This window comes from Leptotrichia sp. oral taxon 223, from assembly GCF_013394795.1.
Taxonomy (GTDB): Bacteria; Fusobacteriota; Fusobacteriia; order Fusobacteriales; family Leptotrichiaceae; genus Leptotrichia.
Genome location: NZ_JABXYU010000001.1, coordinates 504,577 through 523,679 on the forward strand (window position 1 = coordinate 504,577; position 19,103 = coordinate 523,679).

Here is a 19,103-nt window from a genome sequence, read left to right on the forward strand (position 1 = left end):
TTTCAACGCTTTTTTGCTTATTCCTTCAAACTATCGTTTCTATAAACGCTAGATATAAAGCTCATCCCATGAATAAACTACATCGAACTTTCCCATTCACCTTTCACAGTAACGCCAGTTCCAATAGCCACTCTATCCATAAGCTCAACATCTTCATCACTTAATTCAACACTTGCAGCTCTTTTGGCATCGTCAGCTTGATTAGGTTTTGTAACTCCAATTATTGGAATTGTTCCTTTTGCTATTGCCCAGGCAGTCGCAATTTCAGGAATTGTTGCAGAATATTTTCCACCTAAAATTTTCATTTCATAAAATAATGGCTCCAATTTTGCCAAAGTTTCAGGCGGGAATGCTTCACCCCTTCTTGTTCCAGCTGGCAATGGATTTTCTTTTGTATATTTTCCAGATAAAGCGCCTTGTTCCAGTACCATGTATGAAAATACTGCGATATTGTTTTCCTTGCAATAATCTAAAATTCCAGTTGTTTCAATTGTTCTGTAAAGTAAGCTAAAATGATTTTGAATGGCGTGTAACTGAAATCCAGCTTCTTTCAAAAGATTATTCACATATTTTATTTGTTCTAAATTGTGATTAGAAACTCCTACTTTTTTCACTTTTCCTGATTTTAACAAATCAACCAATTTAGGTGTCCATTTCTCCATATCTTTTGTATTATGTATCCAATAAATATCAATGACTTTCTTATTCAATCTTTCTAAACTTTCATCAAGAAATTCAAAAATCGCATTATCTCCTCTTCCTTCTGCAAGTTCAGGTGTAAATTTTGTAGAAATTATCGCATCACTTCTACCTTTTACAAATTCTCGCAAAATAGTTTCAGATTGACCACTCGCATAAACAGTGGCAGTATCCCACAATTTTAGTCCCAAATCCATTGCTCTATCAAAAACTGGTTTCAATTCATCTTTTCCTAATTTATTTCCAAAAATCGAATCTCCTCCAGCGATTCCTCCAAATCCCCAAGACCAAGTTCCTAGTGCTACTTTAGGTACATCTATTTCCTCTATTTTTGTTGTTTTCATTTGAAATCATCTCCATTTTTTTACATAAATTGTTATTCTACCAAAGTTCAAAATTTAATATTTTTTATTTCACATAATTTAAATTACCCTTACTTAACAATTTTACACCTTCAATATTTATAAATTCTTTATTTTCAATTATATTTTCCGTTTGCTCAATATATTTTTTAAAATGAGCTGTTTTCCTATGTTTTTGATACGCTTTTTCATTTTCATAAATTTCAAAAAAGTACCATTTATTTGGATTTCCTATTGCCGTCGCAGCATAAATTACATAAACACCTTCTTCTTTTATCGACTGCTTCATTTCATCAAGTACAATTTCCCTGAAAGCATCATTAAATCCTTCTTTTACATCAACTGTAACATAATTTACACGAGTATTTCTTGTTTGCACAAACTTTTTATTTCCCATATACTCTGGCATTACTTGAATTTTCTTTTTATGATTAGTCAAGATTGTTGGTGATTGTCTTAAAAATTCTTTATATTGTTCTGACTTGATATGTTCCTGGTAACTTTTCTCGTCTTCATAAACCTCAAACATATAAGTCATATTGGGATTTTCTTTTTCCTGCACCAAATACATCCCAAGTGTCCCTTTATCATTTAAAACTGATTTTGTAATATTATTTTCTCCAACTGCCACATATGCATTTTTTTTACCTTCTTTGACCCCAAGCTCAAAAATATTAAAAATTGGTAGCATTTCTTTTCTCCTCAATAAATTTAATAAATTTTTCCGTTGCCACTGAATATTTTAAACACGGTTTCCAAGCCAAAATTGTCTTAGAAATTGCTGCTTTATAAAATGGAATAAATTTCAAATCTTCAAAATTATTCTCTAATTTTAAGCAAACTGCTATTCCAATTCCATTTTTTACCATCATCGCAGCATTATAAACCAGTGTGAAAGTAGCGCCAACATTTAATTTCTCCGTAGGAATTCCCATCCAATTTGCAAATTCATTTTGAATTAATTTATTTTTAGAAATAATTACCGATTCTTTTTTTATTTCTTCTGGATAAATAAATTTATTTGAAGCCAATTTATGGTCTTTTCTAACCAAAAGTCCCCATTCTTCAATCTGTTTCAATCTTATAAATTTATACTTTTCCTTATTTATATAGTCAAAGACAAGTCCCATATCTAAAAAACCGTGTTCAATTCTATAAATAATATCTTCGGCTGTTCCACTATAAATGTCAAATTTAACATTTGGATACTTTTCCTGAAATTCCGAGAGTAATTTTGCAAGTTCATTCATTCCCAAAAATTCGCCACATCCAATGGATATTTCTCCAGCAACAATTTCATTGTCATAAGACAGCTCTTTTTTCGTTTTTTCCGTTAAATAAAGTATTTCCCTCGCCCTTCGCTGCAAAAACTTCCCATCTTCAGTCAATAAAATTTTATGATTACTCCTCGTAAAAAGTTTAACTCCCAGCTCTTCCTCGAGCTGTGCCAATTGCCGTGATAATGTCGGTTGTGTGATATAAAGTGATTTTGCCGCTTTTGTTATATTTTCCTCTTTTGCAACCATCAAAAAATATTTTAAAATTCTTAATTCCATAAATCCTCATTCATTTTATAATTTTATTATACTAACTTATCTCGCATTCACCGCTTTTGGCAACTTTTCATATTCATCTTCTGACAATATCCCAAACCATTCAGTCGAACCGCCATCTGACAAAGCAATGTGAGTAAACCAACTGTCTTTTGCCGCTCCATGCCAATGCTTAACATTTTTAGGAATATTCACAACATCTCCTGGATGTAATTCTATCGCTTCTTTCCCGTCTTCTTGATACCATCCGTATCCATCAGTCACCAATAATACTTGTCCATTTGAATGAGAATGCCAATTATTTATAACTCCCGGCTCGAAAACAACATTATGAATACCAACTTTTGAAGTGTCATTCGGCTCAACTAATGTTTTTAAATAAGTTCTCCCATTAAAATATTTTGCATAAGCCTCGTTATAATCGCCTTTCCCAAACAAGCTGCTTACAGGATCAGCCGTCCCATCTTCTGAATAAATCTCTTTCAAAAGCCGAAATACAGCCCAGGCTTTTGGCCATCCCACATAAAATCCTAAATGTGTAACAGCCTCTGCCAATTCTTTTCTTGTAACCCCATTTTCCAAAGCACTTTTTAAATGAAATTTCAAAGAACTATCCAAAATTCCACTCGCCATAAGTCCCGTAACAGTAATAAGACTTCTATCCCTAGCCGATAACTTGTTCTCTCTTGCCCAAACTTCTCCAAACAAAACATCATCATTCAATTGTGCAAATTTTGGTGCAATATTACCTAATAAATCTCTTCCTGCAGTAATTTTTTTACTCATTTTCTTTCACCTCTGTTTAATCAAAAAATATTTCTCTTTCTCATTAAAATTTTTTTATTTTTTCTACCCAAGCTCCAATGCTTTCCAAGCTTTCATTCCACCCAAATCTTTTGCCTTCAATAATATTCAATTCCGAATAATTTTTTTTCAAAAAATCTGTTGAGCCTTTTATTCCACTTCCACCTGATGTCGCAAAAGTGATTATCTTTTTTCCGCTCAAATTATGTTTTTCAATAAAAGTCTGAATAATACGAGGCGGAATATACCACCAAACTGGAAATCCAACAAACACAGTATCATAATCATCAATATTCTCTACAACATTTTCAATTTCTGGACGGCTAAATTCATCATTCATTTCCACTGAACTTCTACTTTTTTTGTCGTTCCAGTTCAAATCCTCAGAAGTATACTCAACTTGCGGCTTTATCTCAAACAAATTCCCCCCAGTTGCTTTCGCCAATTTTTCTGCAACTTTTTTTGTTGTCCCTGTCGCTGAAAAGTAAGCCACTAATACTTTATTCATAAAAAATCACCTCTTAAAATTAAATAAAATCTAAATTTTTTATTTTCTTATGATTTATTTTACAATATTTATCCTATTATATCAAATACTTATTTTTTATAACCAGTTATGCTTTAAAAGCATATCTTAAAAACTATTTTCTATTATTCTCTTTCAAACTTTATTTCAAATTCTTTCCCCATAAACGCAATCCCAATTTTCAAAACTTTTTCAATCCCAGCATTTTTTAAAACTGAACTATATTCTTTCTTATCAATCTGTTTTAATGCAACTTCACATTCTTTTTCAAGTTTTTCATGAATTTTATTATCATTTAAATTTTTCACTTCATTAATAATTTTCAACTCAATAATAATCCCTTCTTTTCCTTCCAAAATATTTTTAGGTTTTAAAAGTAAATCATATCTCCCTTTTCCTGCAAAATTATTCGATGTAATTTCGTATTCATTTTTTAAAATTAAAACTAATCCTAACATCAATCCGTGATAAAATTGCTCTTTGTAAGTTCCACTCACATCAAATATTCCAGCATTTTCCAATAGAATTTCTTTTAGATATTTTTTGAAATTTGAAATATCTCCTTTTCTTAAAGCATCTGACATATACAAAAATTTTTCATAATCGTCAAAGTATACTTCTATAAACATTTCTGAAAACATTTTCAATATCTCTTCATTCGGTATTTTCAAATAAACATCATTTTCATTGTATTTTTCTGCCAAAGTCAAGTAACCGCTATGAAAAAATAAATTCCAAATATTTTTTTCAAAATTAGCTTTTAAATTACCAAAAGTCATATTATCATTAATAATTTTTAAGATACTTTTTTTATTCAAAAGTTTTGTGAAATCATCAAAAATACTGTCTCTTAGCTTTTTCAAATATAATTTAATAAGAGCATTTCCACTTGTATTTACCCAATAAGGTTTCAAGTTTCCATTTTTTAAAAAGTTGACAATAGACCACGGATTATAAACTTTTCTATTTCCAAATAAATATCCATTATACCATTTTTGGACATCCTTCAATTCATACTCCAAACCAAAATCTTCAAGCGCTTTCTCCACTTCATCTTCCATAAACCCAAAATATTCTGTAAATTCATCATCTAAAATTGTGTGAACTTCTAAATTATTCAATCCAGAAAAAATATTTTCCTTTGCAACCCTTAAAATTCCAGTCATAACTCCCATTTCAAGATACTCGTTATCTTTTAAAACTAATCCATAAAAACTTTTAAAAAAACTTATGGCTTTTTCATAATTCCCTTTTATATACGAATTTATTATAGGCTGATCATATTCATCAATCAACACAATCACCTTTTTTCCATAATATTCATACAAATATTTTGACAAATTGAGTAAAGAAGCCTCCCATTCTACCGAATCTAATCCTCTTCGCACAGAATTAAATTCTTCAATTTCAATCTCATCCATTTTTTCAATTAAAAATTTATAATCTGAATATAACCTTTTTACAATTCCTTTGATAGCCTTAAATCCATTTTCCCAGTTTTCTTCATCATAATTTCTAAATGAAATCGAAATCACAGGAAAATTCCCCTGCATGTAAAAATACTCACTTTTAGAAATATTCAACCCTTCAAACAATCTCCTGTTCTCATCTTTATTCTTAACATCAAAAAAGTATCTCAGCATCGACATATTCAATGTTTTTCCAAATCGTCTTGGACGAGTAAATAGTTTTACCTCAGAACCGTCATTTAAAATACTTTCAATTAGATTGGTTTTATCAAAATAATAATAGTCATTTTTGATAATTTTTTTGAAATCGGATATTCCAATTGGCAGTTTTGCTTTAATCTTAATGTCCATATTAAATTTGCCCCTTTCTTTTTTCAACTATTTCTTTAAGATATAGTAAATTTCTTGCTCCGCATATTATTCTTTTTTCTTTTCAATTCTTGTTTTTATTATATCATTTTTTTGAAATTTACCCTATTTAATTCCTCTATTTTCTCTAATCTTTTCTCCACGATAATATTCACCGTTCTTATCTTTTGCATAATCATCATTCATTATTTCAAAACTTTCAATATCAGCATTTTTAATTTTCTTCATCATTTTTTCTTTATCTGAAAAATAGAAAATATTTTTATCATCTTTAAAATAATTAAGTTCCATCATATCAAATTTTTTAGGATTTATATTATTTAATTTATTTAGTTTATTTAGTTTATAATCATTTTTTTCAAAACTAAAAACCGTAACTGTTTTATCATCATCTGTATTCAAAGTATAAACAGCATTTTTATCTTTAAAAATATATGGATTATTCGTAATTTCTATAAAACTATTAAAATCAATATTATTTTGATTTTCTGAAATTTTATTAATTTTTATTTTATTACTTTTTTCAGTTAAAATATAAATCCCGTTTTTATCTTTTATTATTGAACCGTCATAAGCTTCGTCTAATATTTCAAAACTATTTTTATCCACTTGCTCTAATTTATACCCTTTGTAATAAATGGTACTCTGATCTTTTCCAAAATCAGAACTTTCTTTCAACATTTTAAAATTTTTAACATTCGCATCTTTTAATTTTTGCAAATTTCCATCTTTATAGAAATAAACATTATTCTTATCTCTATAATAATTATTTTCAATTTCTTCAAAAGTATTTGTATCAACTGATAAAGGTTCTATTTCAGCTTCTTTTCCTTCAAAATTAGAAATTTTATATAATGTGTTTTTTATTTTTATAAAATTATTTTCAATTATTTCAATATCGTCAGGATTAACACCTTTCACTTTTTTCCACTTAAAATACAAATTATTTTTATCCTTTTTGTATCTTGTCATAGAAATATTTTGATAAGTCTCAATATCCAAATCATCTAACCTATGAAGTTTATAACCCTGCAAATAATAAACATTATTTTTATCCTTGAAATAATCATCCAACATTTCATTCGCTATTCCAAAACTTTCTATATCTATCTCATCATTTCTAAATTTTATTAAAGTTTTTTTATTTTCATCAATATAATAGACACCATTTTTATCCTTTATCAAATTTTCAGGTTCTGATATTCTATTTTCATAAATAACTTTAAAACTGTTAACATCTAAACCTTTTATTTGTTGATTTTCAAAATAGACATAATTTTTATCTTTTAAAATATTTTCACTTAATTCATTAACACTGTTTCTATCTGCATTTTCCAGTTTCAACATTTTATCTTCAGAAAAATAGTAAACATTGTTTTTATCCCGATAATATTTATTATCAAGATAGCTACGTCCATTTATTTTTTCAAAAGTTTTTGCATCCACATTTGTTATTTGTAAAATTTTCCCACCTTTTTGGAAATAAATATCATTTTTATTTTTATAAATAGTTGGATCTTCACTTGAAATTACTTTAAAATCATTAAAATCTATGTCAATCCCATTTTCTTTAAAATTTATAATTTTTAATTTATCATAATTTTTTCCAAAAGTATAAATTCCATTTTTATCTTTAAACATTGTAATATAATATCCTTCAACTACTTCAAAAGTTTTTGGATCTATTTTATTTAATTTTTCATCCCAATAATAAACAGAATTTTTATCTTTTGCAACATGGTAACCCAAAATCTCAAATGTTTTCGCATCTGCATTTTGCAATTTTTTTAATCCATTTTCTGTTCTATAATACACACTGTTTCCATTAATTTTATAAATAGGAATCACACGAATATCCGCATTCGCAACACTCCCCGCCAAAACAAACAAAAGCAGAATTTTTAACAAATGTCCTTTAATGTTCACAACAACTCTCCTTTTTTATTCTCAAGTTTTTGATTTATTAACAATTCAAATAAAATAATTTTTATTGCTTAATCTCCATTTCCTCCTCAAAGTCAACTGGATTTTTCCCTTCCATTTTCTTCCCTTCGAAATAAACGTTATTTTTATCTTTCCCATATTTTCCTCTCATCGTTACTTCAAAACTATCTTTATCCGCTCCATTTATTTTTACAAATTTATTTCCATCCATAAAATAAACGCCATTCTTATCTTTGAAATAATTGGAACTGTCCATTGGAGAAGTAATTCTTTCAAGAGTTTCTAAATCAATGCCTTTACTATCCAGTCGAGTTACTTCTATTGTTTTTTCATTATCTTCATTTTTCAAAAATTTATAAATTCCGTTTTTATCAACTAAAATTTTATCATACGATAATCCACCATCAAAATAACTAAAATTATCAGAGCTGATTCCTTTTAATTTTTTCCCTTTATAGTAAACGTTATCTTTGTATTTTATCCACGTTCCGTCCAGTTCTGTAATTGACCATTCCTCATCTATATTTTCAATATCTTTAAAATCCATTCCAACTATCTTTTTACCATTATAATAGACATAATTTTTATCTTTGTAAAAACTAGAATATTCTACTTTTTCAAATGAACTAGCATCTGCCCCTTCTATTTTTTCAAATTTATCTTCGTCAAAATAATAAATATTTTTGTCATCTTTGAAATATCCCCAATCTAAGCTTTTTAGATTTTTAAAATTAATTTTTGCATTAATTGGAACTATTTTAAATTCATGTTTTTCTTCATCTTTTTCCACTTTATAAATGCCGTTTTTATCCCTTATAAGATTAGCCCGCATTTTTTCAAAAGTTTTTGCATCTATTTCTTCTAATTTCTTATTATTTAGATAAATATAATCTTTATCTTTTGAAAAATTACCATAACCAGTATAACTTGAATCTAAAATTTCAAAAGTTTTTAAATCAGCATTTTCTATTTTATAAAGATTATTATCTGATTCATAATAAACATTATTTTTATCTTTATAATAATCCTCATCAATGTTCACAAAACTTTTCCAGTCCAATCCATCTATCTTCAATTTTTTAGTTCTCATTTCAAATTCATTAATACTTTCCAAAATATATAACCCATTTTTGTCTTTTGCGATATTATAACTTACTTTTTCAAAAGTTTTTGCATCTATTCCGTTTGCTCTTTTATTAAACAAATAGACATTTTTATCATCTTTTCCATAGTAATAGTAACCTGAATATTTAAATGTTTTTGGATCTGCTCCATTTACTTTTCTAATTTCTATTATATTACTAGCATTGGATGTCGTAAAAAAATAAACATTTCTGCTATCTTTAAAATATGCATGAATTCCCATAGAAGAATTTTCAACAAGTTCAAATGTTGAAATATCTACTCCATTTATATTCAGTACTACTGGTGTGTAAGTCGTACCATTTTCATTTTCACTCAAATAGTAAATATTCTTGTAATCTTTTATAAATTGAAACCTATTTTTATCCAAAATTTCAAATCCTTTCGGACTAACACCTTCCAATCTATGTTTATCAATAAATACGCTATTTTTATCTTTTGAAAAAATTCCCAGCTCAAATGTAGCAGCATCTGCTCCTTCCAGTTTTTTTAATTCCTGTTTATCTTCAGTCATATCGACATAATAAACCGAATTTTTATCTTTATAAAATGCTTCTTTTAAAATATTCTCAAAACTTGCCACATCAATGTTTAAATTTTTTATTGTTCTTATTTTAGTTTTTCCGTCATCTGTCGTATAAATCTCATAGACATTTTTATTATCTTTTAAGTAATTATCATCAAAAATTTTAAGTCCTTCAATACCAACAAAATCCAGTTTTTCTCCATTATAATAAACGTTTTTCCTATCTATCCCATAATTTCCATTTACAATTTGAAATGTATTTTTATCAGCATTTTTTACTATTTTTACTTTCCCATTTTCATTATCTACAAAATATACGTTATTTCTGTCTTTTATATAACTGCTGTAAGGAAAACTGTTATTGTCCAAAAATACTAAACTATTTACATCAATATTCAAATTTATTTTATTAATTTTTCCATTAGAGAAATAATAAAGATTATTTTTATCTTTTACAAAATCATTCAATTCAAGCACTTTTTCAGCACTTTTAACATCAATTTCACTTTTGATTTTTTTAAAATTATTATCTGAATGATAGTAAAAACTATTTTTATCCTTATAGTAGTTAAAAATTCCAAAATACTTAAATGTATCAAAATCAATGTTCAAATTATTTATTTTTTTCACTTCAATTTTATCGTTTTTCCTGTCATACAAATCTTTATTGCTATTAAATGTCAAATAGTAATTATTTCCGCTTTGAAGAATATAATTATCCTGTCCTATTTTCTCAATAACTTTAATATTATTCGGATTAATTCCGTTTATTTTTTCACCAATATAATAAATTCCATTTTTATCTTTTCCAAATTCCTCGCTCAAAGTAATAAAGCTGTTCCTATCAATATTTGGTAATTTTATAAAACCTTGTCCATCAGGAAAATCATTACTGTATTTAATAACAAAAATATTATTTTTATCTCTAAAATAACGAGTATCTCCCATTATCTCAAAACTTGACGCATCAGCATCTTTGATATCCTCATTTCCTGTAATGTAAAAAACTCTATTTTTATCTTTTCCTATAAAATCACCAAAATTTTTAAAACTCTTAGAATCCACATTTTCCATTTTTTTACCATTATAATAAACATTATTTTTATCTTTTGCGATATAATAACCCAAAACCTCAAAAGAATTTTTATCTGCTCCTTGTATCTTTTCCAAATTCTCATAGGCATAGTAAATATTATTTTTATCAACAAAATAATCTATGCTCGTAACATCTTTGCTATTTTCTAAAGCTCTAAAAGTTTTAACATCAAGTCCGTCTACAGATATTTTTTTCGTATTTATTTTATTATTTGAGAATATCGGTATTGGGTCTATATACTCAATTTCAATTTTATACACATTTTCACTATCTTTTACATAATTTTCTTTTAAAATTTCAAATCCTTTAGGCGAAACATCTTTAAGTTTTTTACCAAAAAGATACACATTTTTATTATCTTTTGCATAATAATCACCAATAAGCCCTTTGTCTTCCCTTAAAGTTTCAAAACTTTCAATATCCACATCTTTTACTTTAGACTTAATCTCATAATACGGCATTTGATAATAAATTTCGCCATTTTCTTTCAGATATTCTGCATTTGCAATGCTTCCTGCTAGGATAAATAAAGTTAATATTTTTACTAAATTTTTTCTTTTCATGCACTTACTCCTTTTTTTATAATCTTTAATTTTTAGTAAATAAAATACCTTTTTAACTTTTCAACTTTTTATTCTCTTTCTATTTTTATAAGATTCATATTGTCATCAATTTTATAAAATTCATTATTATATTTTATTTCATTGTCTACAATTTTAAAGTAATTTGGATTAATATTATTTAACTTTTTCCCTTGATAATAAACATTGTTTTTATCCTTTGCATATAAGTATTCAATAACTTGAAAGGTTTTGTAATCAGCATTTTCTATCTTTTTTATCTCTGCATTTTCTTCATCCACATAATAGACATTCTTTTCATCTTTTATATATTCATCACTTTTTTCACCATTTTTTTCCTTCAAAAATTTAAGTGTTTTTATATCAGCCTCATTTTTAAATTTAATAAGCGTTTTTCCTTTTTTTATATCATCAGTTTCATCATAATAATAAAAATTATTTTTATCTTTATAAACTCTCATGGAAAAACTTTCAAAAGTATCCCTGTCAATTGGGAAATCCATTTTTTTCGCATATATCTTTTCATTCAAATCATTTTCATAAACAAGATAAAAATCATTCCCACTTTTAATTATGTTATCAGGAACGCTGCTTAACAAAGTCAAAAAATTAAAATTATTCGGACTTACACCCTTCACTTTTTGTCCATAAAAATACAGATTATTCTTATCTTTCGCATAAAAATAGTCCAAATAAGCAAACGTCTCCAAATCAACTTTTTCATCAATTTTTTTCATATCAAAATAAGCATTGTTCTTATCTTTAAAATAATAATCTCCAACCGATTTAAGCGTTTTTGTATCCACATCTTTCAATTCCTTTTTTTCATAAGCATCAAAAACAATTTTCTCATCCTTCACAAAATGACTTCCAAATATTTTAGCACTTTTAGGATCTATTTTTTCAATCTTTTCCCCTTGATAATAAATATTATTCTTAATCTTTTGCAAAATCATTTTCCAATATTTCAAATGATTTTTTATCTATATTTTTTAATATTCTTGTCTTTTCTTCACTCCAGTCCCGATAATAAATTTCTCCATTTTTTTTTATGTATTCTGCATTCACAATATTTCCTACCAAAATTGACAACCCAAATATTTTCAACAATTTTTTTATTTTCATAATTATTTTCTCCTTATAAAAAATACACTAATTATTTATAAAAGTATACAAATCTCAATAAACACAATATTTTAAAATTTATTTTTCTAATTCCAGAACTCCAGTTCATCTTCCTCTTCCACAGCCTCATCTTCTTCTTTTTCGTCAATATCTCTCAAAATATCATCAACACTCAAGTCGTTCAGTTCTGGATCTATTTTATCAAGAAAAGCTGAAAATTCTTTTTTTACTTTTTGAATTCGGATTCTATCGCCAGTTCTTACAATCATCTGATAATTTTCCAAATATTCTGAAATGTAGTTTCTAATTTCTGTATTTACTATTTCGGCATAAATTCGGTTTGCCCTTTCAATCAGCAATTTATCTTTGTTTTGATTTTCTGACTGAATTTTTATTTCTTCCAATATTTTTATTCTTTCGTTTTTTTCTTCTTCGGATAAATCGCCGTTTATAATTAATTTATTTCTCTTTTCTCCCGTACTCATTGCAGTTGCTTCTGCTTCTAAAATTCCGTTTATATCGTAAGTGAATCTTACATTTACGGTTTCATTTCCTGCATTATTTCTTGGCACATTTATTTCAAATTCTCCCAAAAATAGATTATCATTTATATTCAAGCTTTCCCCTTGATAAATTGCGATTCTTATTATTGTCTGATTGTCTTCTACTGTTGAAAAATACTCCGACTTGCTTGTCGGAACGGTTGTATTTCTTGGAATAATCGGTGCAAATCTCTGTCCAATTACTTCAATTCCGAGTGTAAATGGACACACATCTGTCAAAATTCTTTCCTTAAATGCTTTGTTTCTCTCTTTCATTCCCACAGTTACACCAACGCCGTAAGCTACGACAGTATCAGGATTTTGAGCTATTGACACGAGTTTGTTACCTTCAATAAAATCAGTATTGTCAAAATAAGTTTTTTCTCCACGCATTTTATTAAAATACTTTTCCACAAATTCTTCCACAATTCCCAATTTTACAGCCCCTCCGACTAGCACAACTTTCTCAATTTCTCTTGCATCTGTATTTCCATCCTGCAAAGCCTTGTCAATTGCAACTTTTATTTTTACAAGCAATGGTTTTACAGCTGCTCTGAAATCTGCCTGCGTAATTTCTGCTTTATAATCTTTTCCTTTAATTTCCAGTTCAATTTCCACATCTTTCAAACTTATCAGTTTTTTTGCCCTGTCTGCCTTTGTGTACAATTTTGTTCTTTCATCACGGCTCAAGTCAGATATTGATAACCCTATATTTTTCAAGAAAATTTCACATATTTTGGTAGTAAAGTCCTCTCCACCAAGCATCGTATCCCCACTTATCGAAATTACTTCCATAATATCCTCAAATGTTTCAAGCAAAGTAACATCAAATGTCCCTCCACCCAAGTCAAGCACTATAAATTTCAGATTCTGATCTAAAATATGGCTTCCAAGCGACAATGCCGCAGCTGTTGGCTCATTTATAAGCCTTTCCACTGTAAGCCCTGCCAGTTCTGCTGCTATTTTGGTATCTTTTCTCTGTTTATCATTAAAATATGCAGGTACGCTTATTATTGCCCTGTCTATCTTCTCATTCAGCTGCTTTTCAGCATTTTCCTTTAAATGTTTCAGTACAAATGAAGAAAGCATTTGTGCATCAAAAGTTCTATTCTTTACTTTAATTTTTGCTTCCGTTCCCATCCTTCTTTTAAAATTGCTCGAAGTTTCTCCAGCGTTCATCATTCTTCTTTCCTTCGCCAGTTCTCCCACGATTATTTCATCATTTTCATCAATTCCCACAACAGACGGAATTAAAATATTCCCATATTCATTTTTTACAAACTGTATTTCCCCATTATCATCAATATATGTTGCCAAACTATTCGTTGTCCCCAAATCAATTCCAATCATTCTTCCCATTTTTATTCTCCTCCTCTAACAGTATTCTTTTTTATAAATCTCAAAACTTAAAATTATTAAATATTTAGTCAATATATCTTATCCATTATCTTTTTCGCATAATTTGTCAATCTGTAATATTTTATGCTATTTACTATCATCAACTTTATAACCAGCCACACTAATATCACTAGAAGCAGCATATCTTTAATTTCATATTTAAAGTAAATAGAAATCAAATAACTTCCCAGCAATATAATCTGTACATACAGCATACTTGTCATATTCAGATTATTCCCACGTTTTGCTATCATAATGTCGTAGTAAACCCTTGTAACTCCTAGTACAATCCAAAAAGTTCTCGCTAGATCAAAACTGGTTATAATATCCTCGTAAGCAATTTCCTTTAAACCCATATTTGTAATTACTGGTAAGCTGAATATCCAAATAAAAACTAATGCCAGACTACTAAGGACAAATACTAAGCTGTACAATATCTCATCTTCTTCCTTAATATCGTCCTCACATTTAATTCCCATACGGTAAAATATCTTCTGAATTTCCTTGTAACTGTAAACGATTCTTTTTAAAAATAAATTATTTATCAAAACAAAAAAGAAATTATATATTTTTTTATTTATTTTTATATCAAAACATTCATAATTTCCATGATAAATATTCCAAAATACGAAAAATACAAAAAAATTCAATTTTTTTACATGAAAATATTTTTCCACAAAATTTTCCACAGCCTTATCCTTATCTTCCTTACTATTATAAAGCCTCCTTATTTCCTCAAACTCAGTTTTACCATCTGTTAAACGTGAAATAATATACTCTTTTTCAAATTCGAGAATATTGTCCGAATTTAAAATCAAATTACCCTCATAATCAACATTTTCCAAATTTAAAATATCTCTAATTCTGTTCTTTTCATTATCTGAAAATCTATCAAACTTCTTCAAAAAAATTTTTAAATTAATAAATGAAATCTTTTCACCATTCAAAATTCTATAAAATTTCTTTAGCCAAGCCTCAAAGTCTTTTTCTTTCCATTCATATTCACCACTAAAAACATCAGAAAATTCCTCATCTTCCTCATCCAAAATTTCAAAGTCTGCTTCATAAAAAACTTCATCATAATCATACTCTTCATACTCCTCTTCTTCTGAATACTCCAAAGCAGTTTCATAAGCCTCATTAATTTTCATAAACATCTCAGGAAAATCTTCAGGGTGATATTTTTTCAGCATCTTGGAATACGCAACTTTTATTTTCTTCTTATCATCTGTCGGCTCTATTTCCAGTATCTTAAACGCTTCACCAAACTCCAAAATCATCACTCCTTACTTTTTTAAAATAAATACATCCAAAACTTTTTTTGAAAAATCTCTTAATCGCTTGTATCTTATATTTGTAGTTACTACCATTTTTACAAATAAGATTATATTTAAAAATATAAATTGAAATATTAACTGTGAATACAGTAAAGATGATATAATTGGTATTTCACTTTCTATACTGCCAATAACAATAAGATTTACAACAAAAATTATACTCATTAAGATTGACAAATAACTTGAATACCCATACTGCATACTCCACTCAAATTCTTTTTCCCTAGCTATATTAACCCAGTCTAAAATTATGAAAAAAATAGTTCCCAAAATCCCTATATACCAGTCAACAATAGGATTTAAAAAGAATAAAAATAAAACTATCGCACCAAAAATACTCCATAAATAAGGCATTATGTGTAAACTTATTCCTACTTTCTTATTATTTTTTTGTTCTCTATCAAAAATTTCTATATATTTATTAACATCAACATATTCATTTCGTATTTTATAAGTTATAAATTTAAAAGTTGTGCCTACTTGCTCTATATCTCTGTAAGGGTATAACGCAATATTCTTTCCAAATAATCTAAAAATTTTAATATTAAAATAATCCTTAATAAATTTTTCATATCCTTTTTCATTTTCCGAAAAATTTTCACTTATAATATTTTTTACAATTTCATCTAAGCCTGTGTTTTCACTTTTACCAGTATCTACCCAATTTTCTCCTAAAATATCATTAGTCATATTAGAATTATTTAGATTATAAATCAAAAGTTCCATTTCAATTCTCGTTATATTTCTCCAAGCATAACCACGTAATCCATTTTTTTGTAAAATTTCTCTAATCTGATTTTTTTCCGAAACATCAAAATTAAAATGAAAATCACGTAAAATTTCTCGATATTCTGTTAATGGACGTTTTTCAGATAAAAGAAGATTTTTAAGCTGTCCTAACCACTCAGATATTGATTTGTTTGTTATTTCATTTTCATCAAAACCTTTTGAAAAATCTTGTGTTTTTTTAAAAAAACTTTTATCGCTTGAATTATTGCCGGAATTAAAAATTTTATCAAATATATCCTCAATAGAATCCCCTCCATATTCATTAAAATTCGATTGCTCAAATCCCAAAGCAATTCCGTAAGCTTCGTTAATTCTACTAAATATTTTATCATAATTTTCAGGATTGTTACGATGATACCTCTTTAATAGCTCTTTATATTTCTTTTTTATTTTTTCTTTATCAGTTGTAGGTTCCATTTCTAGTATTTTAAACGCTTCTGTAAATCTATCCTCTGTTCGCATAGAATTTTTTAAGTATTCAAAAATATTAAGTTTTTCATATTTATTTTTATTATCTTTTTTTTCAAAAAACTTTTCCTTTGACTGTCTTTCTTCAGATTTTTCAGTAAATTTATATTCTTTTTTCTCAAATTTTTTTGAATCAAAAATATCCGAAAAATCACTCTCTTTCATTTTTTCCGTTTTTCTAAAATTTTGAGTATTTTCATACAAATTTTCAGAGAAATTATTTTCTGTATATCCCAAAGCTTTTTCGTAAGCCCCATTAATCCTCATAAACATTTCAGGAAAATCCTCAGGATGATATTTTTTCAACATCTTGGAATAAGCAACTTTTATTTTCTTTTTATCACTCGTCGGCTCTATTTCCAGTATTTTAAATGCTTCTGCAAAATTCAAAATCATTACCTCCTAAATTTCCTTAGTTTTCAAATAAAATGGCATCAGCAATTTAAAGCCCTTTAAAAATTCCTTTGTCAAATCTTCAAGATTTTCAAATTTTTCAATTTCTTCCACATCAAATTTAACAAGCACTTTTCTGATGTTTCCTTCTTTCATATCTTCAATTAACTTTTTCCTATTTTTCTCACTTCCTTCAATTCTATCCAGCATACAGTTTTCCTTACTTTTTGAAAATTGCACGAAATAATAAAGTGGCTTTTTAATAGGTAATTCCAAAACCTTATTTTGTCTTTCAAGGGTATTTTCCCCAATTTTACGTTCAACAAAACTCACTTCCATCGAAATTCCAACTTTTTTAGTTTTCACATTTTTAAATACTCGAAGTGCAATCCCCGACTCATTTTCAGTATCCCCTTCCTGTTTAAAAAATACCCAAAGATAAGGACGGGCAATTTGTGCCTGATTCATCCAGCTACTAACTTTCTGCAAATGAAATCCCTCCAAATTTTTCTCCACAGACTTGGCAATTTCTGTAAAAATTTTTCTTGCCGCTTGTCCATTTTTCCTAAAAAGCTCCATATCTTCCTTCAAATCTCCTGCTTTTTCAGGTTTCACATATTTTCTTTCAGTATAGTCTGTATATTCAATTAATGGCTTATAATTAAATTTTTTATTCATATTTATCATCCTTTTCGTTTAATTTTTATTTTTAAAATTATAACATATTTTATTAAAATAAAAAACTATACACTTTCTCTAATAAAAACAGAAAAAATATATAGCTTTTATTTTTGTTTTAATTACTATTAAATCCACTTTCCTGTGATATATGCTCAAATCTGCCATTTACTTTTTCAACTGCACCTATAATTTCTATCAAAACGTCAGTTTTATTTTTAAACAGTTCCCCTACTCCACCAAATTTATTTACAATCGGAAATTCTTGCAATTTTTCTTTATCAATGCTTCCAGTTTGAACAATATAGTCTACAATATGTTTAACAAAATTTATTTGATTTGAGTTTAAGTTTTCATTACTTAAAAATTCAGAAAATTCTTTTTCAACAGCCTCTGCCACTCTTATAATTGCTTCCTTTTGATAAGCTCTATTTGTGATGGAATCTTTTATCATTATATTTTTTAATCTAGTTTTATTTCTTCTCTTGAATACCAATTTTTCTAAATCTTTTTTACTATATATGCTTGAAACTTTTCTTTCAGCATAATCAGCTTTCCCTTTCCCACTTGGAGTTGGAATACCTGTAATCTCAACTTCTGGTATACAATTTTTACCTATAATCCATCCTTCATTTTCTATAACCAGATCAATGTATCTTTCTCTTGTTTGAGCTTCAAAGATTTCATCTATTTTGTATTCTTTTTCGTTTACTTTACGTTTTTCCTCGTTTTCTTTTCTCAATGTCTGATTTTCATTAGATAATTCTTCGAGCTTTTTATTAATTTCAGCAAGTTGCTTGGATAATTCATCTTTTTCAGATTGAACTTTAACTATTTTATCATTTTCTCCAAGTATAGATTCATCAAATTCTACATCTGAATAATCTTCTGAATATGAATAATCAATCCATGTAGTAAATGAAAATAAATTTCTAAGATTCAAAATCGCCTCTTCTCTTTTTACAATTCTTTCAGAATGAACAGCTTTATTTCCCAATTGTTGTATGTAAGAAAGTAATCCACTCATATTATAAGGAATTATATCTCTAAATTTTTTCCCTCTTATCAATGATGCTAAATTTATCTGCGGCGGCATTCTTAATTCACCGTCATTTGCATAAACCCACTTTACAGCAAGTTCCAATGCTTTCCTTGTAAAAGTTACTGTTGCTGAATAAGAAACATTCATAAGTTTTTCTGCTTCTATACAGGCATCAGTGAATACTCTATATCTGTTATCTTTTTTTTAAAATTCAAAGTTAGACATTTTTCCACTCCTATGTTCATTATTCTAAAATAAC

General features: G+C 27.5%; 15 protein-coding genes. All 15 read right to left on the reverse strand.

Annotated features, from left to right (window positions below):
- Window positions 1–77: 77 nt before the first annotated feature.
- The 15 genes from HW275_RS02430 to HW275_RS12530 all read right to left on the reverse strand — a co-directional run bounded on the left by HW275_RS02430 (window position 78) and on the right by HW275_RS12530 (window position 19,009).
- Window positions 78–1,043, reverse strand: a complete 966-nt coding sequence (locus HW275_RS02430) for an aldo/keto reductase (RefSeq protein ID WP_178934832.1) — start codon at window positions 1,041–1,043, stop codon at window positions 78–80.
- A 64-nt stretch (window positions 1,044–1,107) separates the two neighbouring features.
- Complete coding sequence (locus HW275_RS02435) at window positions 1,108–1,752, reverse strand: putative quinol monooxygenase (RefSeq protein WP_178934834.1); 645 nt, start codon at window positions 1,750–1,752, stop codon at window positions 1,108–1,110.
- Window positions 1,736–2,617, reverse strand: a complete 882-nt coding sequence (locus tag HW275_RS02440) for a LysR family transcriptional regulator (RefSeq protein WP_178934836.1) — start codon at window positions 2,615–2,617, stop codon at window positions 1,736–1,738. Before HW275_RS02440 ends, HW275_RS02435 begins: the two co-directional genes overlap by 17 nt.
- Window positions 2,618–2,653: 36 nt before the next feature.
- On the reverse strand, window positions 2,654–3,400 hold the full coding sequence (locus HW275_RS02445) for a carboxymuconolactone decarboxylase family protein (protein WP_178934838.1): 747 nt from the start codon (window positions 3,398–3,400) through the stop codon (window positions 2,654–2,656).
- A gap of 43 nt (window positions 3,401–3,443) precedes the next feature.
- Window positions 3,444–3,926, reverse strand: coding sequence for a flavodoxin (locus tag HW275_RS02450; protein ID WP_178934839.1), 483 nt, complete (start codon window positions 3,924–3,926; stop codon window positions 3,444–3,446).
- Window positions 3,927–4,069: 143 nt separating this feature from the next.
- Window positions 4,070–5,764 (reverse strand): AAA family ATPase, encoded by a 1,695-nt coding sequence (locus tag HW275_RS02455; RefSeq protein ID WP_178934840.1) that lies wholly within the window; start codon window positions 5,762–5,764, stop codon window positions 4,070–4,072.
- A 123-nt stretch (window positions 5,765–5,887) separates the two neighbouring features.
- Entirely contained in the window at window positions 5,888–7,708 is a 1,821-nt protein-coding gene (locus HW275_RS02460) for a DKNYY domain-containing protein (RefSeq protein ID WP_178934841.1), read from the reverse strand.
- A 61-nt stretch (window positions 7,709–7,769) separates the two neighbouring features.
- Window positions 7,770–11,084 carry a DKNYY domain-containing protein gene (locus HW275_RS02465; protein ID WP_370464338.1) on the reverse strand — a complete coding sequence of 1,105 codons (3,315 nt, stop codon included), beginning with the start codon at window positions 11,082–11,084 and terminating at the stop codon, window positions 7,770–7,772.
- Window positions 11,085–11,122: 38 nt separating this feature from the next.
- Entirely contained in the window at window positions 11,123–12,022 is a 900-nt protein-coding gene (locus tag HW275_RS02470) for a DKNYY domain-containing protein (protein ID WP_255459986.1), read from the reverse strand.
- Window positions 12,009–12,197 carry a DKNYY domain-containing protein gene (locus tag HW275_RS12315; protein ID WP_255459987.1) on the reverse strand — a complete coding sequence of 63 codons (189 nt, stop codon included), beginning with the start codon at window positions 12,195–12,197 and terminating at the stop codon, window positions 12,009–12,011. The genes HW275_RS02470 and HW275_RS12315 overlap by 14 nt, the downstream gene beginning before the upstream one ends.
- Before the next feature lie 86 nt (window positions 12,198–12,283).
- Entirely contained in the window at window positions 12,284–14,098 is a 1,815-nt protein-coding gene (locus HW275_RS02475) for an Hsp70 family protein (RefSeq protein WP_178934843.1), read from the reverse strand.
- Window positions 14,099–14,166: 68 nt separating this feature from the next.
- A complete protein-coding gene (locus HW275_RS02480; protein WP_178934844.1) occupies window positions 14,167–15,411 on the reverse strand; it encodes a DnaJ domain-containing protein in 1,245 nt (414 codons plus the stop codon).
- A 12-nt stretch (window positions 15,412–15,423) separates the two neighbouring features.
- Window positions 15,424–17,121 carry a J domain-containing protein gene (locus HW275_RS02485; protein ID WP_178934846.1) on the reverse strand — a complete coding sequence of 566 codons (1,698 nt, stop codon included), beginning with the start codon at window positions 17,119–17,121 and terminating at the stop codon, window positions 15,424–15,426.
- Between the two features lie 12 nt (window positions 17,122–17,133).
- Complete coding sequence (locus HW275_RS02490; RefSeq protein ID WP_178934848.1) at window positions 17,134–17,802, reverse strand: sakacin A production response regulator; 669 nt, start codon at window positions 17,800–17,802, stop codon at window positions 17,134–17,136.
- 118 nt (window positions 17,803–17,920) lie between these two features.
- A complete protein-coding gene (locus HW275_RS12530; RefSeq protein WP_370464339.1) occupies window positions 17,921–19,009 on the reverse strand; it encodes a type I restriction-modification enzyme R subunit C-terminal domain-containing protein in 1,089 nt (362 codons plus the stop codon).
- Window positions 19,010–19,103: the final 94 nt, after the last annotated feature.

Excerpts from the sequence above, each read along its gene's own strand:
- HW275_RS02430 (WP_178934832.1), bottom strand. The coding sequence starts at position 1,043 with ATGAAAACAACAAAAATAGAGGAAATAGATGTACCTAAAGTAGCACTA.
- HW275_RS02435 (WP_178934834.1), bottom strand. The coding sequence starts at position 1,752 with ATGCTACCAATTTTTAATATTTTTGAGCTTGGGGTCAAAGAAGGTAAA.
- HW275_RS02440 (WP_178934836.1), bottom strand. The coding sequence starts at position 2,617 with ATGGAATTAAGAATTTTAAAATATTTTTTGATGGTTGCAAAAGAGGAA.
- HW275_RS02445 (WP_178934838.1), bottom strand. The coding sequence starts at position 3,400 with ATGAGTAAAAAAATTACTGCAGGAAGAGATTTATTAGGTAATATTGCA.
- HW275_RS02450 (WP_178934839.1), bottom strand. The coding sequence starts at position 3,926 with ATGAATAAAGTATTAGTGGCTTACTTTTCAGCGACAGGGACAACAAAA.
- HW275_RS02455 (WP_178934840.1), bottom strand. The coding sequence starts at position 5,764 with ATGGACATTAAGATTAAAGCAAAACTGCCAATTGGAATATCCGATTTC.
- HW275_RS12315 (WP_255459987.1), bottom strand. The coding sequence starts at position 12,197 with ATGAAAATAAAAAAATTGTTGAAAATATTTGGGTTGTCAATTTTGGTA.
- HW275_RS02475 (WP_178934843.1), bottom strand. The coding sequence starts at position 14,098 with ATGGGAAGAATGATTGGAATTGATTTGGGGACAACGAATAGTTTGGCA.
- HW275_RS02490 (WP_178934848.1), bottom strand. The coding sequence starts at position 17,802 with ATGAATAAAAAATTTAATTATAAGCCATTAATTGAATATACAGACTAT.